Raw genomic sequence first — 18715 nt, 5'->3', positions numbered from 1 at the left:
AGTTGTTCTTTTTATTTTTTATCTCTTAATTATGTTGCTCTTTCCAATACGACAATGCTTTTCATTCCTCTAGATATCGCCGTGTACATTTGTCTGCGTCTTCTTTGCTCATCTCCATCGTTTTCAAATGGATATAAGATTACATGATCAAATTCCAGTCCTTTTGCTAGACTCAAAGGAATGATTTGGCAGTTTTCTAATCCATATGAATTTTTTTTAATCGATTCTTGTAGCGTTTGGGTTTCCTCTTCTGTTTGGGTGATAACTGCCGCTTTTTCTCCTTTTAGAGAAACCAAAATCTCAGCTAGTATTTTCAACAATTCTTCAGAGGATCGAAAAGAGCGGTATTCGGGTTCTTTTCCTTGCGGTCGGATCGATACGATGTCGATCTTCTCTTGATCCACAGCATAGGTTTTGAAAAGCTCTGTGATTGCTCCGCTAGAACGGTAACTATTTCTAAGATCATACCGATGGATCGGCAGATGGTAGTCGTCGAAACAACGCATAATATCAGCAAAAGTAGTGGAAGAATTAAAGATTGCCTGATTCTCGTCACCTACTAAAGTAAAGTGAGTTTTTGGAAATAATTCGATCAATAGACCTAATTGTGCCAGGGTATAATCTTGTACTTCATCAATCAATAGATAGCGAAATGCTGGTACATTTACCTTTTCAACAAGTAAATGACGAATAGCTAATATAATGACTGCTTCATCAACAGTACGTGTGGGTTGCCAAGCATAAGCTGAGCCATATCGTTTTTCATAAATTCTTTCAAACAACTGATGCTCATCCACCCATGCCATTTCTTCGATTTGTCTGGTTATTTTTCGATATTTTTTTTGTAAAAGTTTCCTTGCATAAGCTACAATACTTTGTTCCGAATCATCAGAAATCAATTTACCGAATAATTCCAACTGCCTATCTTCTGTCAACGAGAGTACCTGATTCTGCACAGCAGGACTTTTTGCTTGTTTCAAAAGATGATTCTTCCATTCGCTCATCAGTGCCTTTTTCGTTGCTTGAAGCCTATCGATCAATTTAGGATGAGCAGGAACTTTCTCATATATTTTTTCGATCGTTTTTTTAGAAAGGACTGTTTTTCCATTTTTAGTAAGTCCACGGATAAAATTCGGATGATCTAAAAACAAAGGATCTGATTGTTTTAGATTATCGATAAACTTTTTGCTACGCAAACGTTCTGTCTGCTCCGATACATTTTCTCCCGTGATACGTTTGAAATAAGCCTCTTCACCTTCTATTTCCTCTGCTGAAAGCTGTGAAACCAGCTGTATGATGGTTAGATTCAGTGGATTTCTTTCACCTAATGATGGTAGGACATTCGAAATATAGTCGATAAACCGATGATTAGGTGATAGAATCAGCAAGTCATCGGATGTCATCGTATCTCGATATAAATAGAGCAGATACGCAATACGCTGCATGATAGCAGAGGTTTTACCACTTCCTGCTACGCCATTTACCAAGATATTTTGACTTTTCACATCCCGAATGATTGTGTTTTGTTCCGATTGGATCGTAGCAGTGATAGCCTTCATTTCATTGGTCTCATCTTGGCCTAAGACTTCTAATAATACGTCATCTTGAATAGCTACAGACGTATCAAAAAACTTGACCAAACGATCTCTTTCCAAAAGAAATTGTCGTCTTTCTTTAATAACCGTATCGATTTTATTTTGACGAACCGTATAAGAAGATGGACCAATCATGTTATTGTAAAAAAGTTCGGCAATTGGTGAACGCCAATCATAAACAAGATTTTCATCTGCATCATCTGTGAAATTTGCTGTACCGATATAAAAGGATTCTTTTGGCTCATTATCCAGAAAGTCTACAACGACTTTTCCAAAGTAGGGACTTTTCAATAAACGTTCGATCTTTGCTAGCTGATTTTCTGCGTTTTTCTGTTTGATATTCATCTGATCGATTTCTCTATTTTTCATTTCAATCATCGAAAAAGTATCCAGGTTATCTAAGTAACTGTCAAAATTCAATCGAAGCTCGCCAGCCATTTCTTTCAACGACTGGTTTCCTTCTATTTTTGCCGTATCCATCGATTCCCGCAGTTCGTTTTTTTTATCAATTAGCTTTTGATACACGTTCTTCAGATATGCTTCTTCTAACTGTTTTTGTGTGTTGACCATACACATTCTCCTCTTTTTTTAAAGTGGTGGAACCGATTAGTTTACCTCTTTTAAGAGTCGAATGCAAGCTTTTTAACGAGTATCATTTGTTAGGATATATCAGTTCTTCAGGTCGGACAGTTTGATATAAAGAAAATGCACCATCAAGGTTTTTTACGTGGTAGCCAGACTGCTTCAAGATTCTTTCCGCTAGATAGCTACGTAATCCGCTATGACAGCTGACGATATATTCTTGTTGGCTGTCTAATTCATTTAATCGGTCCCGAAGTTCATTCAAAGGGATATGTTTGGCTTCCTTGAATTTGCCCTTTTCCAATTCTTCTGCTGTTCGCACATCTAATAAAATTTTTCCTTTTGCTAGTTCTGTCGGCAATTCATGCCATTGTACGGTTTCACTAAGCCCTTCTGCAATGTTCATTGCTGCATATCCTAGCATGTTTACTGGATCTTTGGCTGAGCCAAATGGCGGTGCATACGTCAATTCTAATTCCGGTAAATCGAAGATCGTCAAATGCCCTTTGATTGCTGTTGCTAAAATATCGATCCGTTTATCCACACCTTTTGCCCCAACACCTTGTGCACCATAAATCTCGCCAGTCTCTGGATGGAAGATCAACTTCAGTAAAATATCTGTTGCTTCTGGATAATAGCTTGCATGATCTTTTCCTGATACATGAATGACTTCAAAAGACAGTTCGTTTTCTTTGGCTGTTCTTTCACTTAAACCGGTGGATGCGGCAGTCATTCCAAACGTTCGTATAATTGCTGTTCCAATACCGCCTTGATTTCTTCGAGAAATTCCGGAAATCGTGTCCGCAACTTGTCTACCTTGACGATTGGCTGGTGAAGCAAGAGAAATAAGTGCATCTTTTCCAGTGATTTGCTGTTTTACAACGATAGCATCCCCCACCGCATAAATATCAGGAATATTCGTTTGATAACGTTCGTCTACTAGGATACCCCCGCGTATGCCTAATTCGATTCCAGCGGTCACTGCTAGCTGGTTATCAGGACGAACACCAATGGATAAAATAACTAAATCAGCAGGGATGGTACGCCCATCATCCAGTCGCAATCGTTTCCCGTGGTCTTCAAATCCAGCGACAGCATGAGAAGTAATCACTTCTACTCCTTGATGAGACAATTCTTTTTCTATAAAAGCTGCCATTTCTTCATCCAGTGTTGGAAGAATATGTGGTGCTTGTTCGATCACCATGACTTCTAAACCTCTTCTTTTTAGGTTTTCTGCCATTTCCAATCCGATGAATCCTGCACCAACGATCACGGCACGCTTTGGCTGTTTTTCTAATGCATGCATCACTTTATCGATATCTGGTACATTTCTAATAGAAAAAACATTGTCGGCTTCTGTTATCCCTGGAATCGATGGAACAACTGGTTTTGCACCAGGAGATAAAACCAATGCATCGTACTGTTCAATGTGTTTTTGACCCTCATGTACGACTTCTACCGTTTTGTTTTCGGGAAAGATGGCTGTCACTTCATGATTTGGACGCACATCTAAACAAAAACGAGCGGATAATGATTCTGGCGTTTGGACAAGAAGATTTTCCCGTTCACTGATTTCTCCCGAAAGATAATAAGGCAAGCCGCAATTTGCAAAAGAAACATACGGTCCTTTTTCAAAAACAACGATTTCTGCATCTTCCATTAATCGGCGAAGCCGTGTAGCAGCAGACATTCCACCTGCTACACCTCCGACAATAACGATTTTCATCTTATTTCCCTCCTACTGTTCGATCAAACCATTGATTCATGCCACCACGTACATTCACTACATCATAACCAGATTTCTTTAATTCTTTAGCTGCTTGTTTACTCCTCATCCCTGATTGACAAATCACATAGACGGTCTTTTCTTTGTCTCCATCATATCTGTTTATACTTTGTAATGGAACATTTTTAGCTCCTTTTATATGCCCGCCCCGGTATTCTGCAGGTGTTCTAACATCAAGTAACGCTGGATTTTCCAAAAGCTTTTCCTTTAATTCTGGGACTGTTATCGATTTTATTGATTGAAATAGCAAATTCATTTTCTGCACCTCATTTACATTTTTATAAATACCTCATGGGGTATATTAAACAGGAGCTTTATTAATATGTCAACCAGAATGACTCTTCATTTTTTTCACTACTTTTTATATTTGCATAAAATACCGATAAGGGGTATTATCTAATTATAAAAATAGAGGAGAATGTGTTATGGAGATTGATAATAAAAATATCCTGAACCGTTTGAAACGTACAGAGGGACAAATTCGTGGTATCCAAAAAATGATCGAAGACGAAAAAGAATGTATGGATGTCATCACTCAATTAAGCGCTGTTCGTTCTAGTATTGATCGCGTAATGGGCATGATCGTTGCAGATAATCTGAAAAATTGCTTTGAGAAACCTGATAGTAATCCAGAAGAACAAGCGGCTAAACTAGAACAAGCGATCAAGATGATTATTAAAAAGTAAAGGAATGATTTCAATGAAAGTCGTTTTCCATATTGATGAATTAGAAAAATGGTCAGAAACAGGGAAAAACGTAAAAAACCTGATAAAAGCTTCTCCAGAAACGACGATTGTCGTATCTGTAAATGGCATCGCGATTACCGGTTATCTAGACTCTGCCAATGCAGAATTCTTAGATTTGCAAGGAGTCGTTTTTCACGCTTGCGCCAATGCTATGCGTGCTAATCATATTTCAGAAAGTTCTTTACCTGAACAAGTAATCGTTGTACCAGCAGGTGTCCTTGATTTAGTTGAACTGCAATCCCAAGGTTATGCTTATATCAAGCCTTAGTCAGTAGAGGTTGCGACAGAAGTGATCAGCTTCAAGAAATTTCGGCTTATTTTTCGAAGAAGCTACTTCTGGAAAACCGTGAATCAAAGGTTGTGAAAACGCTGTCCTGCATCAAGTAATAAGAACAGCCAAACAAAAATAGCTTCTCATATTTTTCGTTTGGTTGGGCTTATTACCGCAGATGCAAGCTTTTGAACACCGTTTAAGGAAGAGGTTGTGAAATCAGCGGTTTGACCTAAGTATTAGAGAAAAAAACGGGAAAATAGCTCCTCATATTTTGCCGTTTTTTGAGCTAATACCGAAGGTCAGCTGATTGAACACCGTTTAAGGAAGAGATTGTGAAAAAGTCGCTTAGTTTCGAGTATTAAGAAAAATTTTGTGAAAATGGATTTCTACATTTTTGCATAAATTTGGCTTAATACCGAGAAACTGGCTTTTGAATACCGTTTAAGGAAGAGGTTGTAAAATCAGCGGTTTGACCTGAGTATTAGAGAAACAAACGGAAAAATAGCTGCTCATATTTTGCCGTTTTTTGAGCTAATACCGAAGGTCAGCTGATTGAACACCGTTTACCAAGAGGTTGTGAGCCTACCATTTAACTCCGAATCACAAGAAATAATTTCAAAAACAACTTCTCCTGTTTTTGGTTTGGTTGGCTTATTATCGAGAAGTAGCTACTGGGAGTCTATTTATCAAAAAAAGGAATGCGACATAGGTCACACCCCTTTTTTATTTTCTTTGAAACATCTTTCGGTACTCGACAGCATACAAGACAAAAGATTGTAAAAGACCGTAAGTGATGACGGCAAAAATGACTCTCACCCACAGCGTTGGTAATTCTGGGAAAAGCAGCAAAAGGATCATGCCAACATAGATGACAGCAGTCGCTACTTTGCCATACCACTTCGCTCCACTTAATTTGATATTTTTAGATAGCCCGATTAATCCAGCTACAAACATAAAGCCTTCTTTTATCAAGAATAGACCAAACAACAGCCAAAGCCACGGTCGATACCATGCCATAGACAAAATCAGAAAAAGTTGTGTCAATTTATCTGCAAACGGATCAAGCACCTTCCCTAAGTCTGTTACCTGATTATATCTCCGAGCAATGACCCCGTCTAGATAATCAGACAAACCTGAGACAACAATGACCGCTCCTGCTATATAAAATGACTGTCTCAGCACAAAATAAAGATAAATCGGCAGCAAAAAAATACGGAATATCGATAAAAGATTCGGAATCGTTTGTATTTCTTTACGCCAGTCTGTGCTTAATTTCATTTTATCGCCCTACCTCCTCAGCACTCTTTTCTTTTTATTTTAGCTTACACGGGGAATAAAACCAATGATTTCACTGTTTTTATTTTTCTTTACAGCCACTGATATTATGAGCTAATTTGAGATAATCACTTGCTGTTTTCATCGTTTACTCTTCTTTCTTCCTGTCGTTTGCGCATTTCTTTTACTAGTACTTTATGAGCTTTTTTTGATCCTCGCTCTAGGTCACGCTGCCGTTTACGTGTTTTATAATCGATAAACAGACTGTCTAAATCGTAACCTGTCGGGTACAGATCTTCTGCTGAACGCACCAGACGAACACGCTGACGAGGCACGTGGATTATTTTTTTGTCTAAATATACATCAATCGTATCTTCACCTATATCTTCATAAACTAACGCTTCTTTTTGGTATTCATTGACAAATATCCGATCACCTTTTGCAAAGAGCTGGCGTTCTTTTTTATTCTCCTTCCTATTTGTAACTGCTGTCTTAGGAAGAAATTCTTTTTTCTGTGTCCGATAGGCTTTTTCCGCCAAGTAACGCTCTGCTTGATGGATCAATTTCATCGACATATCCATTTTATGAGCAATCCACAAAGCTTGGCTTTCTCCTGTTTCTCCAACCCGCAACTGATATTTAGGACGAAGTGCTTCCCGATCGAAAGCCATAGCAGCCGGCACAAAATCTTCATGATCTCCGGCGAATTTCTTGATTTCTCCATAATGGGTCGTGGCAATGATCAATGCCCCTTGCTCATACATAGATTCCATGATTGCGATCGCTAGTGCAGCCCCTTCATTTGGCTCTGTTCCACTGCCAATCTCATCTAAAAGTACCAACGTATTCCTTTTTATCTTTTTCAAAATAGCAGCGATGTTTTGCATATGACCAGAAAATGTACTCAACGCATTTTCTAAATTTTGGTGGTCACCGACATCGACGAAAATCTCATCAAAGACAGCAAGCTCTGTCCCTTCTTTTGCCGGAACTTGCATACCGAACATCGCCATCAAAGTCAATAAACCGACTGTCTTCAACACGACTGTTTTGCCTCCGGCATTTGCTCCGGTGATAATCAAGCCTCGATAGTCTTTACCGATTTCAACATCCAATGGTACCGCATGCTCAGGTAAAAATGGATGTCTGCCTTGCTTGATAATGATATGTTCCGATTTATTGATTCTAGGTGTGCTTCCATTGATTTCTCGGCTAAATTTTGCCCGAGCAAAGATGATATCTAACACCGTGATCGTTTCGATCAATAAATCGATCACTTCTTCGTTTTCTGCGATAGCACCAGTCAATGCCGCCAGGACTTGATATTCTTCACTGATTTCTTCAGCTTTTAACAACTGATAGTGTTCATTCAATTTAGAAATCACAGTTGGTTCAATAAAAACCGTCGTTCTTTTATTTGATTCATCGATAATCGTTCCATCTATTTTATTTTTATAGCTGGCTTTGATAGGAATCGTATAGTATTCGCCTTTTTGAACAATCATTGCTTCTTGGATCATTTCTTTGTTTTTCGGATGACGCAAGAATTTCAGTAATTTTGACTGGATTTCTTTTTCGATTAGTTGTAATTGTTTGCGTACTTTACGCAAATTACGTGACGCGTCGTCACTGACTTTATTATTTTTTATTTTCTGGTCAATCAACTCTTCTACATTTATCAAATCAGGAAGATGTTTGCTATAAGCAAACAACAAGGGTGTCTGGTATTGATTCTTATCAAAAAACTTTGTGATCATCCGACTGCTTCTAAGAAAATCCGCATATTCGATCAAATCGGTTGGCTGCAGAATCAACCCTTTTTTGACTTGTTCTGTCAGTGCATCGATCCTCGGCAACCCCATAAATGGAACATGCTGACTGCTTTCTAAGATCAAGCGTGCTTCTCTTGTTTCTTCTTGACGATCCAAGACAGTTTGTAGGTTTGTCGAGACCGTCATATCGCTGATTCGTTTTTTGCTATAGTTTCCAATTGCTCTTGCTTGGATTTCCTTTTTGATCCGATCAAATTGTAATTGACTAATCATTTCGTTGTCCATATTCTCTCCTTTTCTTGAAGAGATACCTGTCCCAAAATAAATAAGGGCCTAGAGATAAATAAAAGGATAGAACACAGCTTAAAAAAGTCATGTCCTATCCTTATTAGAATACAAAGATATTGTTTTCCTGACAGGTACCGTTTCATAAGCACACCAAATAAACTTTGTTTATTGGCTATTCGACTTACTGATTAGATACCAGCTACACTCACAAAACATACCCCATTCTTCTAGGTCTTATTTATTTTCCACTTAACTATAGCAAGACACATTTTGGTTGTCAAACTTTAGTATGTTTTATAGATTTACACCATTAATGAATAGACACCTACCGCGATAATTGCTCCGATCATTGGACCTGCGATTGGTACCCATGAATATGCCCAATCTGAAGTTCCTTTATTAGCTATTGGCAATACCGCATGTGCTAATCGAGGACCAAAGTCCCGAGCAGGGTTGATTGCATATCCTGTTGGCCCTCCTAATGAAAGACCGATGGCTAAGATCAATCCACCTACAGCGAATACGTTCGTTCCAGGTGCAAATTCGTTTTGTCCAAAAGCTAGCAACCCAAGAACTAATACAAATGTACCAATTAATTCTGTGATCACATTTGCTGGATAATTCCGTATAGCAGGACCTGTTGCAAACGTTCCTAAAATCGCGCTTTCATCTTTCGTTGCATTCCAATGTGGCAAATAAGAAAGCCAAACAAGAATGGCCCCTGCAAAAGCTCCTAAAACTTGCGCAATGATGAAAGGAACGACAAGATTCCAACTAATTGCCCCTGTCATCGCCATAGCTAGAGAGACTGCAGGATTCAAATGAGCTGGGCCCATGAATCCAGAAATATAGACAGCCATTGTTACAGCGAGTCCCCAACCAAATGCGATGACAATCCAGCCAGAAGCCTGTGCTTTACTTTTGTTTAAATTCACAGCCGCACACACACCATCTCCAAGCAAAACTAGGATCAGTGTCCCAATAAACTCCCCCATGATTTGAGTCATATCACTGTTCATTTATTTCTCCCCCTTTAGTTCCCGCAGATCTGATTCTGCAATCAATGCTTCTAAACGTTTAGTCTGTTGCGCCTTCTCCTCTTCTGTCCATTCAAAATATCCAGCAATTGCATCGATCACAGGTTGCTTGATCTCATCAAGCTGATCTCGTTCAAACAACAGATGATTTGTACGACGAATGAGATAATCGCCTGGGGCCAAAACCATTTCTTCTTCTAAACCATAACGTAACCGAGCTGACTCAGCGAGACTCAAACCAGGATAAGGTGCCATTTCTTTTGCTAATTCAAAGATACGTCGGGCATTAGTCCCGTAAAAATCAGCGATATAAGTAGCATCTTCTTCCTCTAAACCGGCTGCTACTCCTTCTTTTGCTAATTCTGTCACTGTTTCTTCTAATTTAGTTGGATCGAAGTTTCCACCTGAAATCTGATATTTTTTAGAGTCGATTTCTTTCGTCTCTATTCCGTATTCTTCTTTTAATAATTGGCGTATCAATCGCAAAGCTCCTTCTGCCATCTTACGGTAATCGGTGATTTTCCCACCAGATAAAGTCAGCAAACCATCTGGTTCTCTTTCTAAAGAACTACCTCTGGAAATCGTAGAAGGTGCTTTTTCATCACGGCTGTTTTCCAAATGGTTCAACACGTCTTCTACTTCAGCACGAGAAACTTTGTTTTCCTTATATTCACTTACTGTATCGACAACTTTATTGAAGCTCTTGTCTGAAATCGATCCATTATCTCCACCATTGTAATCAGAACCAGAATTACCAATCAACAGTGGACGAAGTCCTGCCCAGCTTGCTTCGATATCATTCAATGTGATATTTGCTTCTGGATAGCGATGATTGATCACATCCAATAGATAATCTACATCTTCTTGTGTGACTTTCGGATCCGTAAAATCTCCTTGGTAATCCGTATCTGTCGTACCAAAGTAAGTCTTGTTTTCTCTTGGAATAGCAAAAACCATCCGCCCATCTTGCTTTCCTGTATCGAAGTATGTGGGTTGCGGTACAGGCAGTTTTTTCGCATCTACAACTAAATGGATCCCTTTAGTTGGACGCATTTTAGGAGAGACTGGACGCGTAAAATTCAAGTTTCGTACTTTATCTACCCAAGGACCACTCGTATTGATCACTAATTTTGCTTTGATTTCGATCACTTCATCTGTCAGCAGGTCACGAGCTTTGACGCCAACGATTTGATCGCCATCATATAAAAAGCCAACCGCTTTCATTTTACTTACTAGATAAGCCCCATCTTCGGCAGCCTTTTTGATATTATCAATCACTAAACGGGCATCATTGTTGCGGAAATCTAGATAGACACCCGCGCCTTTTAGCCCTTCTTTTTTCAAAAACGGTTCTCTTTCCAATACTTCTTCTGGTGTCAGCGTATAATTCTCATATTTGGTTCCTGTCACATTTGCCAGTTTGTCATAAAGGTCCATTGCTACTTTGACCGAGAACATATTGAAGGTTGTTGCTCCTTCGCCCTCATAGATTGGCAAAAGCATTGGATCTGGTTTTGGGATGTGTGGGGCAATACTTTGTACGACTGCACGTTCACCAACTGTGTCAGCTACTACTTCCACATCAAATGTCTTCAGATAACGAATACCGCCATGAACAAGTTTGGTCGAGCGAGAGGAAGTCCCTTCTGCAAAATCCTGCATTTCGATCAATCCTGTTTTGATTCCTGATGCTGCTGACTGGACTGCCACACCGGCACCAGTGATTCCGCCACCGATGATCAACAGATCCAATTCTTCTTGCTGCATTTTTTGAATGCTATCTTGTCTTGTCTTGTTTGAAAACATATGGATTTCCTCCTTATTCAAATGCTTGGGTAGCTTTTACTGCTTTTTTCCAACCGTTGTAAAGTTTTTCTCGGCGCTCTTCCTCCATTTGAACTTCAAATAGCTTGCCAGCTTCATAAAATTCGCGGATCTCGTCTGTATCTTTCCAATAACCGACAGCTAATCCTGCTAAAAATGCTGCCCCTAGCGCCGTTGTTTCCAAGTTTTCTGCTCGTTGGATCGGTACATTCAAGATATCTGTTTGGAATTGCATCAGATATTCATTGTTTGCTGCACCGCCATCTACTTTCAATACAGGAATCTTGATTCCAGTGTCATCTTGCATCGTATCGATGATATCTCTCACTTGATAAGCAATCGACTGTAAAGTAGCTTTAATGATATCTTCTTTTGTCGTACCACGTGTCAAGCCAAACATAGCCCCTCGTGCTGCCTGATCCCAATAAGGAGCACCTAGCCCAACGAATGCAGGAACAACATAAACCTCATCTTCGCTTGTAGAGCGTTTCGCTGCGTCTTCTGAATCGCTAGCTTTTTGCAACATTTGAAGTCCATCTCTCAGCCATTGAATCGAAGAACCAGCCACAAAAATACTTCCTTCTAAAGCATAGTAAACCTTTCCATTTATGCCGTAACCAATTGTCGTCAATAAATTATTTTTGGATAATTGCGGTTTTTCACCGGTATTCATGACAATAAATGAACCTGTACCATAAGTATTCTTGACCATGCCTGGTTCGAATGCCATTTGTCCGAATAATGCGGCTTGCTGGTCTCCTGCCATCCCTGAAATTGGTGCTTCGCTTCCATAAAAATGATAACCTTGCGTATAACCATAAACTTCTGAGTTAGAAGTGACTTTTGGTAACATCACTCGAGGAATATTTAGTAAATCTAAAATCTCCTGATCCCAATCTAGCTGATGGATATTGAACAACATCGTCCGACTGGCATTCGAGTAATCAGTAACATGTGCTTGTCCATCGGTCAGTTTCCATACTAACCAAGAATCGATCGTTCCAAACATCAATTCGCCTTTTTCAGCTCGTTCTTGCGCGCCTTCTACATGATCAAGAATCCAGCGTATCTTCGTTGCTGAGAAATAGGCATCGATCACTAACCCTGTTTTTTCGTGGAAAAATTCTTGATAGCCTTCATTTTTTAAGTTATCTGCAATTCCAGCTGACTGTCTGGATTGCCAAACAACTGCATGATAGATTGGACGTCCTGTATCTTTTTCCCATATTACTGTTGTTTCACGCTGGTTCGTTATGCCAATCCCAGCAATCTGATTTGGTTTGATCCCTGATTCGATGAACGCTCCGGCAATAACTGACTGTACAGAATTCCAGATTTCATTTGCATCATGTTCCACCCAACTTTCTTGCGGGAAATATTGCGTGAACTCTTTTTGAGAACTGCCGATGTGTCTTCCTTTCTTGTCAAAGATAATTGCTCGTGAGCTAGTTGTACCTTGGTCAATCGCCATGATATACGTTGATTCTGTCATTGTGATTCCCTCCATTATATGCAAACGCTTTCTTTAACTACTCTTATCATACTACTGTTTTAAAAAAAGAAACTGTCAAAATTTTATTCTTTTTTTCTTTTTTTGACAGTTTTTTATTATGAAGCTATTTTTTAATCAATTCTTTTCTTTTTTCAGCGTCTCTATTCTTCTTTTCAATCGAATAATGTCGTAAGGTGACGCAAATTCTGACAGATAATATTCACACTGTTTTTTGTTTCTCTGGCAAAATGTGATCACCAAATCATATTCTTTACCTTCTTCATAACTTCCAATCTCAATACCGCCGATTCCCCTCAGTTCTCTGATCAGATATTGTTGAAAAGCAATACGATAAATCGGCAGACTTTCTAAATCGATTCCAATCACTACTGGTTTTGCAATATAAAAATCGATCATCAAAAGAACATTGGCATACTGGATCATCAGGTAACTAAGCTCACTATCTTCAGCTCTTTTCCTCGGCAATTGCTGCACCGCTGTTTCCTGTAATTTCGCCAGTAACTGTGTTAAGGAATGCCCGAGCATTTTCTGCTGCTGTTCCAAAAGCCGATCACGCTCATAGACTTCGATCTTTCCAACAAAGAAAAACCATTCATTGTTGATCTGGGAAATTTGGTAGCCTACTGCCTTTTCTTCTTTGATTTTCAAACGACGAGGACGATAATGCCATAACATCGTTTCCCGAATGTAAGTATCTAAAACAGCGGTTGGTAACTTTTTGCTCCGTGTCAAATCATACTGATAAAATATTTCTTCGTCTACTATCGAAAAAGAAACAAAAAAGCTGTAAAACATCATTGTTTCGTATACATTCAGTTCTGCTGCTGTTCGACTAAGATGCATCACGATGATTGGATCGATTGCTTGATAAAGCCGGTCCGACTGATAGAGTAATTTCTTTTCTTTCAAAGTTGCGTACGTACTTTTTTCATTCAATAGTCTTTTTTTCGTAATCCCGAGCCAGCAAGCAATCTGTGCTTCTGCTGATGCCGTAAACGTTGTTTCTAATACACGGTCCAATCCTAGAATGAACGGTCTTTTTTCTGGTGTATTTTGCAAAAAAAGCGGTCGCTGATCTTCCGGGATATATTGGAATAGTTCATAATAAAAATATCGTATCTGTAGCTCTTCTCCGTATAATTGACCGTTTTTGATTTGTAATCCAAATTCCTCTAAGAGCTGGTTCAATTCTTTGATCTTTCGAAAAACAGAAGACTCACTGATATTAAACGCTGTCGCTAATCGAACGATGGATACTTGCTGATGTTCTAATAAATAGACGAGCATCTTAAACTTCAAGCTTTCCTGCAATAAAAACAATAGAATTTTTTCCAAACTTACATCTTCGTCCAACACAAGCAGCGCCTGATACTCATTTCGCTGTACTTCTACTTTTTTTTCCATCATTCGGCCAATCAATTCAATATCTTCCAAATATTGATCAAACGAGGCTTTTGACAGTTGGACATGCTCTCTCAAACCATTGATAGAGGCTGTTCCCCCTTGCAGAACAAGGTTTCGCAAAATCAGGATCTGTAACTGCTCTTTTCTTTCTAATAATGCTTCAATCTTCATAGGCAGTATTCGCCACCTTTGACCACACCATATCTGGCACACGGTATTCTGGCTGGAAAAATAGCTCATGTTCTTCTAACTGTTCAAACGTCCATCCTTCTTCTACTGCAATTGTCAGTTGGTCAAGAAGGTGGAACATCTCTTTTTTGCTTTGGAGCTGTGCTCCAAGAATCTTTTTTTCAGAATCAAATAGAAATTTGAGTTTAACTTTGCTTTGATTTATTGCTGTAAGCTTGTAGTCTACGTATCCTGTTTCAATTTTTTGGGGATAAAAAATGCTCTCTTCTTCTGTCAAACCTACGCTTCCTAAGAAATAGCCAAACCACTGATTGCCGACTGGACGATAGGTTCCCTGATCCTTTGTCTGTGAGCCACTAATTGTCTTGCTGACATTTCGTGCTGTACGGACAGCGTTATTTACTAGAGAAACATACATTTTTTCATTTGTTGGACGAAAAGTTACTTGGATCGCATCGCCAATCGCATAAACGTCTTTTTGAGACGTTTGCAAGTAGTCATCTACCCAGATCGTTCCATCATCATTCAATGTTAATTGTTCTTCCCACATCTGATTGTCGGGGCGAGAATGATTAGCCAGCAAAACAAGATCATAGTTCTCCTTTCTTTTTTCCGTCTCTACAATAGCGGTTTCATTTTCGGTCAAAGACACAACTTGTTCTTCTAAAAAAAGTGAAAGCCCTTGATTTTTCATTTCCTTTACTAACGGTTCTGTCATTTCAGGATCTAGATAACGAAAAAGAATTGACTTTCGGCTTTCGTAAAGATGGATTTGTTTTTTTCTTGATGCCAACCCTTCAGCTATTTCGATTCCTGCTTGTCCTGCACCAATAATTGCAATTTTCTTTGCATTCATGATCTTTTGCTGAAGAGCCGTTACGTTTTGTATCTTTTTAACTGGGTGAATAAGCGTTGATTCTGCAGAAATATTTCGAAACTTTTGATTTGAACCAGTTGCTAGAATCAAACGATCAAAATCCAATTTTTTTCCTCCTGCTAAAACGACTTTTTTTTCTTTCAATCCTATTACTGTCTTTTCTGTGTAAACATGGATTCGATAGCGGTCAGTCAGTTCTTCTTTCGTGATCCAAGAAAGTTGTTTTTCACTGGTAACCTTTCCTTTTAATATCAAATTGAACCCGCTGGGAATCCATCCTAACTTCGATTGCTTTTCAATCAAATATATTTCACTTGTTGGCATCAATTGGCGAAGATAAATAGCCGCATGAATCCCTGCAAACGACCCGCCGACAATTACAATGTTCATCTGCATTCCTCTTTCTTATAAGGTGTTCTACTGCTAACTTCTCAATCAGAAAACACAGTATTCATAACTCGCTTTCAACCTTATGATACATAGCGATGCAGCAGAATCAACCCTCTCCATCATACCGTGTTCTAGGTCTGCTTCTCAATAATGTACTAGTGGACCTAATTGAAGAGTATCATTTCTGAAGAGATGTTTCAAAAAATGTACTCTTATAAAAGAAAAAAACTCGCCTTTTACGTACCTCTGTCCAAATAGGAAACAGAAAAGAACGAAAAGACGAGTTTTAGCGTGTGTAATGTAATAGTTAGAATAGACACATCATTTATTTTTAATTCTTTAATGCTTCAACAACTGCTTCGCCTAATTGATGAGCAGATTGAGGATTTTGCCCTGTAAGAAGCCGCCCATCAATTTGAACCACTTCTGAAAAAGCTGCTCCAGACTGATAGTTTGCTCCTTTTTCTTTCAAAGCATCTTCTGCTAAGAATGGTACTTCATTCGTTGTACCATTTGCTTCCTCTTCTTCATTACTGAACCCAGTCACTGTACGTCCAGCTAAAATAGATTTTCCAGACTCATCTGTAACTGGCAACAATCCTACAACACCGTGACAAACAGCTGAGACCAGCCCTTCATTTCGATAGATTTGTGAAGCGACTTTCCCAAGATCTATTGCTTCTGGAAAATCCCACATTGTTCCGTGGCCACCAGCATAATAAACCGCTGCATAATCATTTGCATCCACATCATCAGGACGTAAGGTATTTCCCAAGGCCCGATTTCTGAAATCTTCATCTTCATAATAGGCCCAATCGATTTCATCCATATTCAAAACACTTTGCGGTTCTAAAGGTACATATCCGCCTTTAGGACTGACAAAATCTGCATCGATCCCATTTTTTACTAATACATCATAAAAATGAGTCAGTTCACTTAACCACAAACCTGTAGGACGCTCGATCTTTTCGTACTTTTCTACATTTGTTAATACGATCAATACTTTCATTTTCCCATCCTCTTTCTATAAAAATTGCGTTATTGATAACGTGCTTTCAAGAAATTATATAATGGGCTTGGCAAATAAAGCTCTTTATATGCTTCTTCAAAAGGTTTCGTTACAAATTCATCCTCACGGTTTTCCAATAATTTCTCTGCCCAGTCAGGATCGACGATCATTTGCTGTCCAATTGCTGCAAGTTCTGCATATTTCAATACCTGCTCTACATCTTCGCGATTGCGGATCCCACCGACACCAACTAAAGGGATCTTTCCTTGAATCGTGTTATGGACCACTTCAAGAATCGATTTATCGTTGTATTTATCAGAACGAGCTATTCGATCATACATATTTAATGAAACATGCAGATAATCTAGTTTTGACTCACGTAATCGTTCAAGAAGCCAGATCGTGTCTTCAAAACGGATACCTGGTGTTTCATATTCTTCTGGTGAGAAACGATACCCTACGATGAATGGTTTTTTAGCATATTGTTCAACCGCTGAGAAAACCGTTGTTAATAATTCTTCAATAAAACGATAACGATTTTCCAAGCTACCGCCCCATTGATCCTCTCGTCTATTCGAATGCGGAGAGAAAAATTGTTGGATCAAATACGTATTTGCTCCATGCAACTCGATTCCATCAAATCCTGATTCAATCGCTCTACGTGTGGCTTTGCCAAATGCTTGGATTGTTTCAACGATTTCTTCTTCACTCATTGCTCGTGGTGTTTCCGCATCAGGACGTTTTGCTGCAACTGCACTTGCAGATACAGGCTGTTCTCCAGATAAAGTTGCTCGACTTGTCATTCGTCCACCGTGGAAAATCTGAATAATCGCTTTTGCGCCTTCTCCTTGGATTGCTTTCGCTAGCTCACTTAATCGAGGAATCATTTCATCATGAGCGATGCTGAGTTCACCTGGCCAGCCTTTTCCGATATCTTGGACATTTGCAGCACCAGTAATAACAGCACCAAGACCTTTAGAACGTTGTTTATAATAAGTGATCTCATCTTCGGTGATCACTCCATTGAAAAAGCTGAGTTGTGTCGTCATAGGCGACAGCATCAATCGGTTCTTCAATTGAACTCCTGAAGGTAAAGTAATTGATTGATCAAATTGTGACATTGTCATTCCTCCCATAATTCGCTCTGATTAACCTATCGAGAATCATCTATCATTAAACCACTCGATTAGTTGTACATGCAACTAATTTGCTTAAAAAATTTTATTTTTTTTGTAACTTATCTGTTGCATCATTCATTGTCTGGGCTAATTCTTTACTTGCTTCATTTCCCAAAACTGCTTTGTATGACTGATGAAGTTCTTCCCAGCTACCATCGACTTCCTTAGCAAATTGGCGTCCTTGTTCTGTAAGATAAACTAATGACAAGCGACCTTCGCTAACTGTTTTGACGTATCCTTTATATTCTAATTTTTCAACAAAACGAGCAATCGTTGATGGGGCGGAATAGAGCATTTGTGCAATATCTTTTTGTGGTATTCCATCTTTTTCTTTTAATATCAATAAAATAAAACCATAAGTTGGTGCCAGACCTGTCCTTCTAAACGCTTCATCAGCTAATTTATTCAACATGCGATCTAGCTTTTTCACGCTAAAGAAAAGACATTCATCTAACGCTTTTTCAATTGGCTTTTCCATTTCATCCCCTCCATTGGCGTACATATCATAGTATGATTTTTATTTTTTGTCAAAAAACACGGAATAATGTCCGCCTCCTCTGTCTAGATTTGAAAAAAAGAAGTAGCCATCTTCAAAGAATTTCGGCTTGTTTTCGACAAAACTCCTTCTGGAACACCGTGAATCAGAGGTTGTGAAAAAGTCGTTTAGTTTTGAGTATGAAGAAAAATTTTGTGAAAATGGCTTTCCACATTTTTGCATAAATTTGGCTTAATACCGAAAAACTGGCTTTTGAACACCGTTTATATCAGAGGTTGTGAAAAAGCCGTCCTGCATCAAGTAATAAGAACAGCCAAACAAAAATAGTTCCTCATATTTTGTCGTTTTTTGAGCTAATGCCGATGGTCAGCTGATTGTACACCGTTTATTGAGAGGTCGTGAGCCTGCCGTTGAACTCCGAGTCACAAGGAGCAATTTCAAAAAACAGCTTCTCATGTTTTATGACTATGGTGACTTGTG

General features: G+C 38.9%; 15 protein-coding genes. 2 read left to right on the top strand and 13 right to left on the bottom strand.

Translation table 11 applies throughout. The features are described from left to right. Nucleotides 1-29 precede the first annotated feature (29 nt). From PYW34_RS01665 to PYW34_RS01655, 3 genes are all read right to left on the bottom strand, one after another. Nucleotides 30-2165 carry a HelD family protein gene (locus PYW34_RS01665; protein ID WP_002296832.1) on the bottom strand — a complete coding sequence of 712 codons (2136 nt, stop codon included), beginning with the start codon at nt 2163-2165 and terminating at the stop codon, nt 30-32. An 82-nt stretch (nt 2166-2247) separates the two neighbouring features. Continuing rightward, nucleotides 2248-3903, bottom strand: a complete 1656-nt coding sequence (locus PYW34_RS01660) for an FAD-dependent oxidoreductase (RefSeq protein WP_002294648.1) — start codon at nt 3901-3903, stop codon at nt 2248-2250. Between the two features lies 1 nt (nt 3904). Continuing rightward, nucleotides 3905-4219: a rhodanese-like domain-containing protein gene (locus PYW34_RS01655; RefSeq protein WP_002294651.1), complete on the bottom strand. Its 315-nt coding sequence runs from the start codon at nt 4217-4219 to the stop codon at nt 3905-3907. 169 nt (nt 4220-4388) lie between these two features. On the opposite strand from PYW34_RS01655, the gene PYW34_RS01650 reads away from it, so the two are divergent. Both PYW34_RS01650 and PYW34_RS01645 read left to right on the top strand, forming a co-directional pair. After that, nucleotides 4389-4649, top strand: coding sequence for a metal-sensitive transcriptional regulator (locus PYW34_RS01650; RefSeq protein ID WP_002294653.1), 261 nt, complete (start codon nt 4389-4391; stop codon nt 4647-4649). Between the two features lie 13 nt (nt 4650-4662). Beyond that, nucleotides 4663-4977 (top strand): DsrE family protein, encoded by a 315-nt coding sequence (locus PYW34_RS01645; RefSeq protein ID WP_002321527.1) that lies wholly within the window; start codon nt 4663-4665, stop codon nt 4975-4977. Between the two features lie 729 nt (nt 4978-5706). On the opposite strand, the gene PYW34_RS01640 is transcribed toward PYW34_RS01645, so the two are convergent. The 10 genes from PYW34_RS01640 to PYW34_RS01595 all read right to left on the bottom strand — a co-directional run bounded on the left by PYW34_RS01640 (nt 5707) and on the right by PYW34_RS01595 (nt 18217). Further along, nucleotides 5707-6261: a CDP-alcohol phosphatidyltransferase family protein gene (locus PYW34_RS01640; RefSeq protein ID WP_002294657.1), complete on the bottom strand. Its 555-nt coding sequence runs from the start codon at nt 6259-6261 to the stop codon at nt 5707-5709. 125 nt (nt 6262-6386) lie between these two features. Next, entirely contained in the window at nt 6387-8315 is a 1929-nt protein-coding gene (locus PYW34_RS01635; RefSeq protein ID WP_002294659.1) for an endonuclease MutS2, read from the bottom strand. Nucleotides 8316-8620: 305 nt separating this feature from the next. Further along, nucleotides 8621-9337, bottom strand: coding sequence for an MIP/aquaporin family protein (locus PYW34_RS01630; protein ID WP_002292560.1), 717 nt, complete (start codon nt 9335-9337; stop codon nt 8621-8623). Then, complete coding sequence (gene glpO, locus PYW34_RS01625) at nt 9338-11161, bottom strand: type 1 glycerol-3-phosphate oxidase (RefSeq protein ID WP_002294666.1); 1824 nt, start codon at nt 11159-11161, stop codon at nt 9338-9340. It lies immediately after the preceding gene. 13 nt (nt 11162-11174) lie between these two features. Beyond that, nucleotides 11175-12671, bottom strand: coding sequence for a glycerol kinase GlpK (gene glpK / locus PYW34_RS01620; RefSeq protein WP_002294668.1), 1497 nt, complete (start codon nt 12669-12671; stop codon nt 11175-11177). Between the two features lie 135 nt (nt 12672-12806). Further along, nucleotides 12807-14267, bottom strand: coding sequence for a helix-turn-helix domain-containing protein (locus tag PYW34_RS01615; protein WP_002296783.1), 1461 nt, complete (start codon nt 14265-14267; stop codon nt 12807-12809). After that, nucleotides 14257-15552: an NAD(P)/FAD-dependent oxidoreductase gene (locus PYW34_RS01610; protein WP_002294670.1), complete on the bottom strand. Its 1296-nt coding sequence runs from the start codon at nt 15550-15552 to the stop codon at nt 14257-14259. Before PYW34_RS01610 ends, PYW34_RS01615 begins: the two co-directional genes overlap by 11 nt. 331 nt (nt 15553-15883) lie before the next feature. Continuing rightward, nucleotides 15884-16561, bottom strand: coding sequence for a type 1 glutamine amidotransferase domain-containing protein (locus tag PYW34_RS01605; RefSeq protein WP_002294671.1), 678 nt, complete (start codon nt 16559-16561; stop codon nt 15884-15886). A 29-nt stretch (nt 16562-16590) separates the two neighbouring features. Next, nucleotides 16591-17682 carry an NADH-dependent flavin oxidoreductase gene (locus tag PYW34_RS01600; protein WP_002294672.1) on the bottom strand — a complete coding sequence of 364 codons (1092 nt, stop codon included), beginning with the start codon at nt 17680-17682 and terminating at the stop codon, nt 16591-16593. 100 nt (nt 17683-17782) lie between these two features. Further along, nucleotides 17783-18217 (bottom strand): MarR family winged helix-turn-helix transcriptional regulator, encoded by a 435-nt coding sequence (locus PYW34_RS01595; protein ID WP_002294674.1) that lies wholly within the window; start codon nt 18215-18217, stop codon nt 17783-17785. Between the last annotated feature and the right edge of the window lie 498 nt (nt 18218-18715).

This window comes from Enterococcus faecium, from assembly GCF_029023785.1.
GTDB lineage: Bacteria > Bacillota > Bacilli > Lactobacillales > Enterococcaceae > Enterococcus_B > Enterococcus_B faecium.
Note: the sequence above shows the minus strand (reverse complement) of the source record. Positions and strands in the feature narration are given on the sequence as shown.

Excerpts from the sequence above, each read along its gene's own strand:
- PYW34_RS01665 (WP_002296832.1), bottom strand. The coding sequence starts at position 2,165 with ATGGTCAACACACAAAAACAGTTAGAAGAAGCATATCTGAAGAACGTG.
- PYW34_RS01660 (WP_002294648.1), bottom strand. The coding sequence starts at position 3,903 with ATGAAAATCGTTATTGTCGGAGGTGTAGCAGGTGGAATGTCTGCTGCT.
- PYW34_RS01655 (WP_002294651.1), bottom strand. The coding sequence starts at position 4,219 with ATGAATTTGCTATTTCAATCAATAAAATCGATAACAGTCCCAGAATTA.
- PYW34_RS01650 (WP_002294653.1), top strand. The coding sequence starts at position 4,389 with ATGGAGATTGATAATAAAAATATCCTGAACCGTTTGAAACGTACAGAG.
- PYW34_RS01645 (WP_002321527.1), top strand. The coding sequence starts at position 4,663 with ATGAAAGTCGTTTTCCATATTGATGAATTAGAAAAATGGTCAGAAACA.
- PYW34_RS01640 (WP_002294657.1), bottom strand. The coding sequence starts at position 6,261 with ATGAAATTAAGCACAGACTGGCGTAAAGAAATACAAACGATTCCGAAT.
- PYW34_RS01635 (WP_002294659.1), bottom strand. The coding sequence starts at position 8,315 with ATGGACAACGAAATGATTAGTCAATTACAATTTGATCGGATCAAAAAG.
- PYW34_RS01630 (WP_002292560.1), bottom strand. The coding sequence starts at position 9,337 with ATGAACAGTGATATGACTCAAATCATGGGGGAGTTTATTGGGACACTG.
- glpO (WP_002294666.1), bottom strand. The coding sequence starts at position 11,161 with ATGTTTTCAAACAAGACAAGACAAGATAGCATTCAAAAAATGCAGCAA.
- glpK (WP_002294668.1), bottom strand. The coding sequence starts at position 12,671 with ATGACAGAATCAACGTATATCATGGCGATTGACCAAGGTACAACTAGC.
- PYW34_RS01615 (WP_002296783.1), bottom strand. The coding sequence starts at position 14,267 with ATGAAGATTGAAGCATTATTAGAAAGAAAAGAGCAGTTACAGATCCTG.
- PYW34_RS01610 (WP_002294670.1), bottom strand. The coding sequence starts at position 15,552 with ATGAACATTGTAATTGTCGGCGGGTCGTTTGCAGGGATTCATGCGGCT.
- PYW34_RS01605 (WP_002294671.1), bottom strand. The coding sequence starts at position 16,561 with ATGAAAGTATTGATCGTATTAACAAATGTAGAAAAGTACGAAAAGATC.
- PYW34_RS01600 (WP_002294672.1), bottom strand. The coding sequence starts at position 17,682 with ATGTCACAATTTGATCAATCAATTACTTTACCTTCAGGAGTTCAATTG.
- PYW34_RS01595 (WP_002294674.1), bottom strand. The coding sequence starts at position 18,217 with ATGGAAAAGCCAATTGAAAAAGCGTTAGATGAATGTCTTTTCTTTAGC.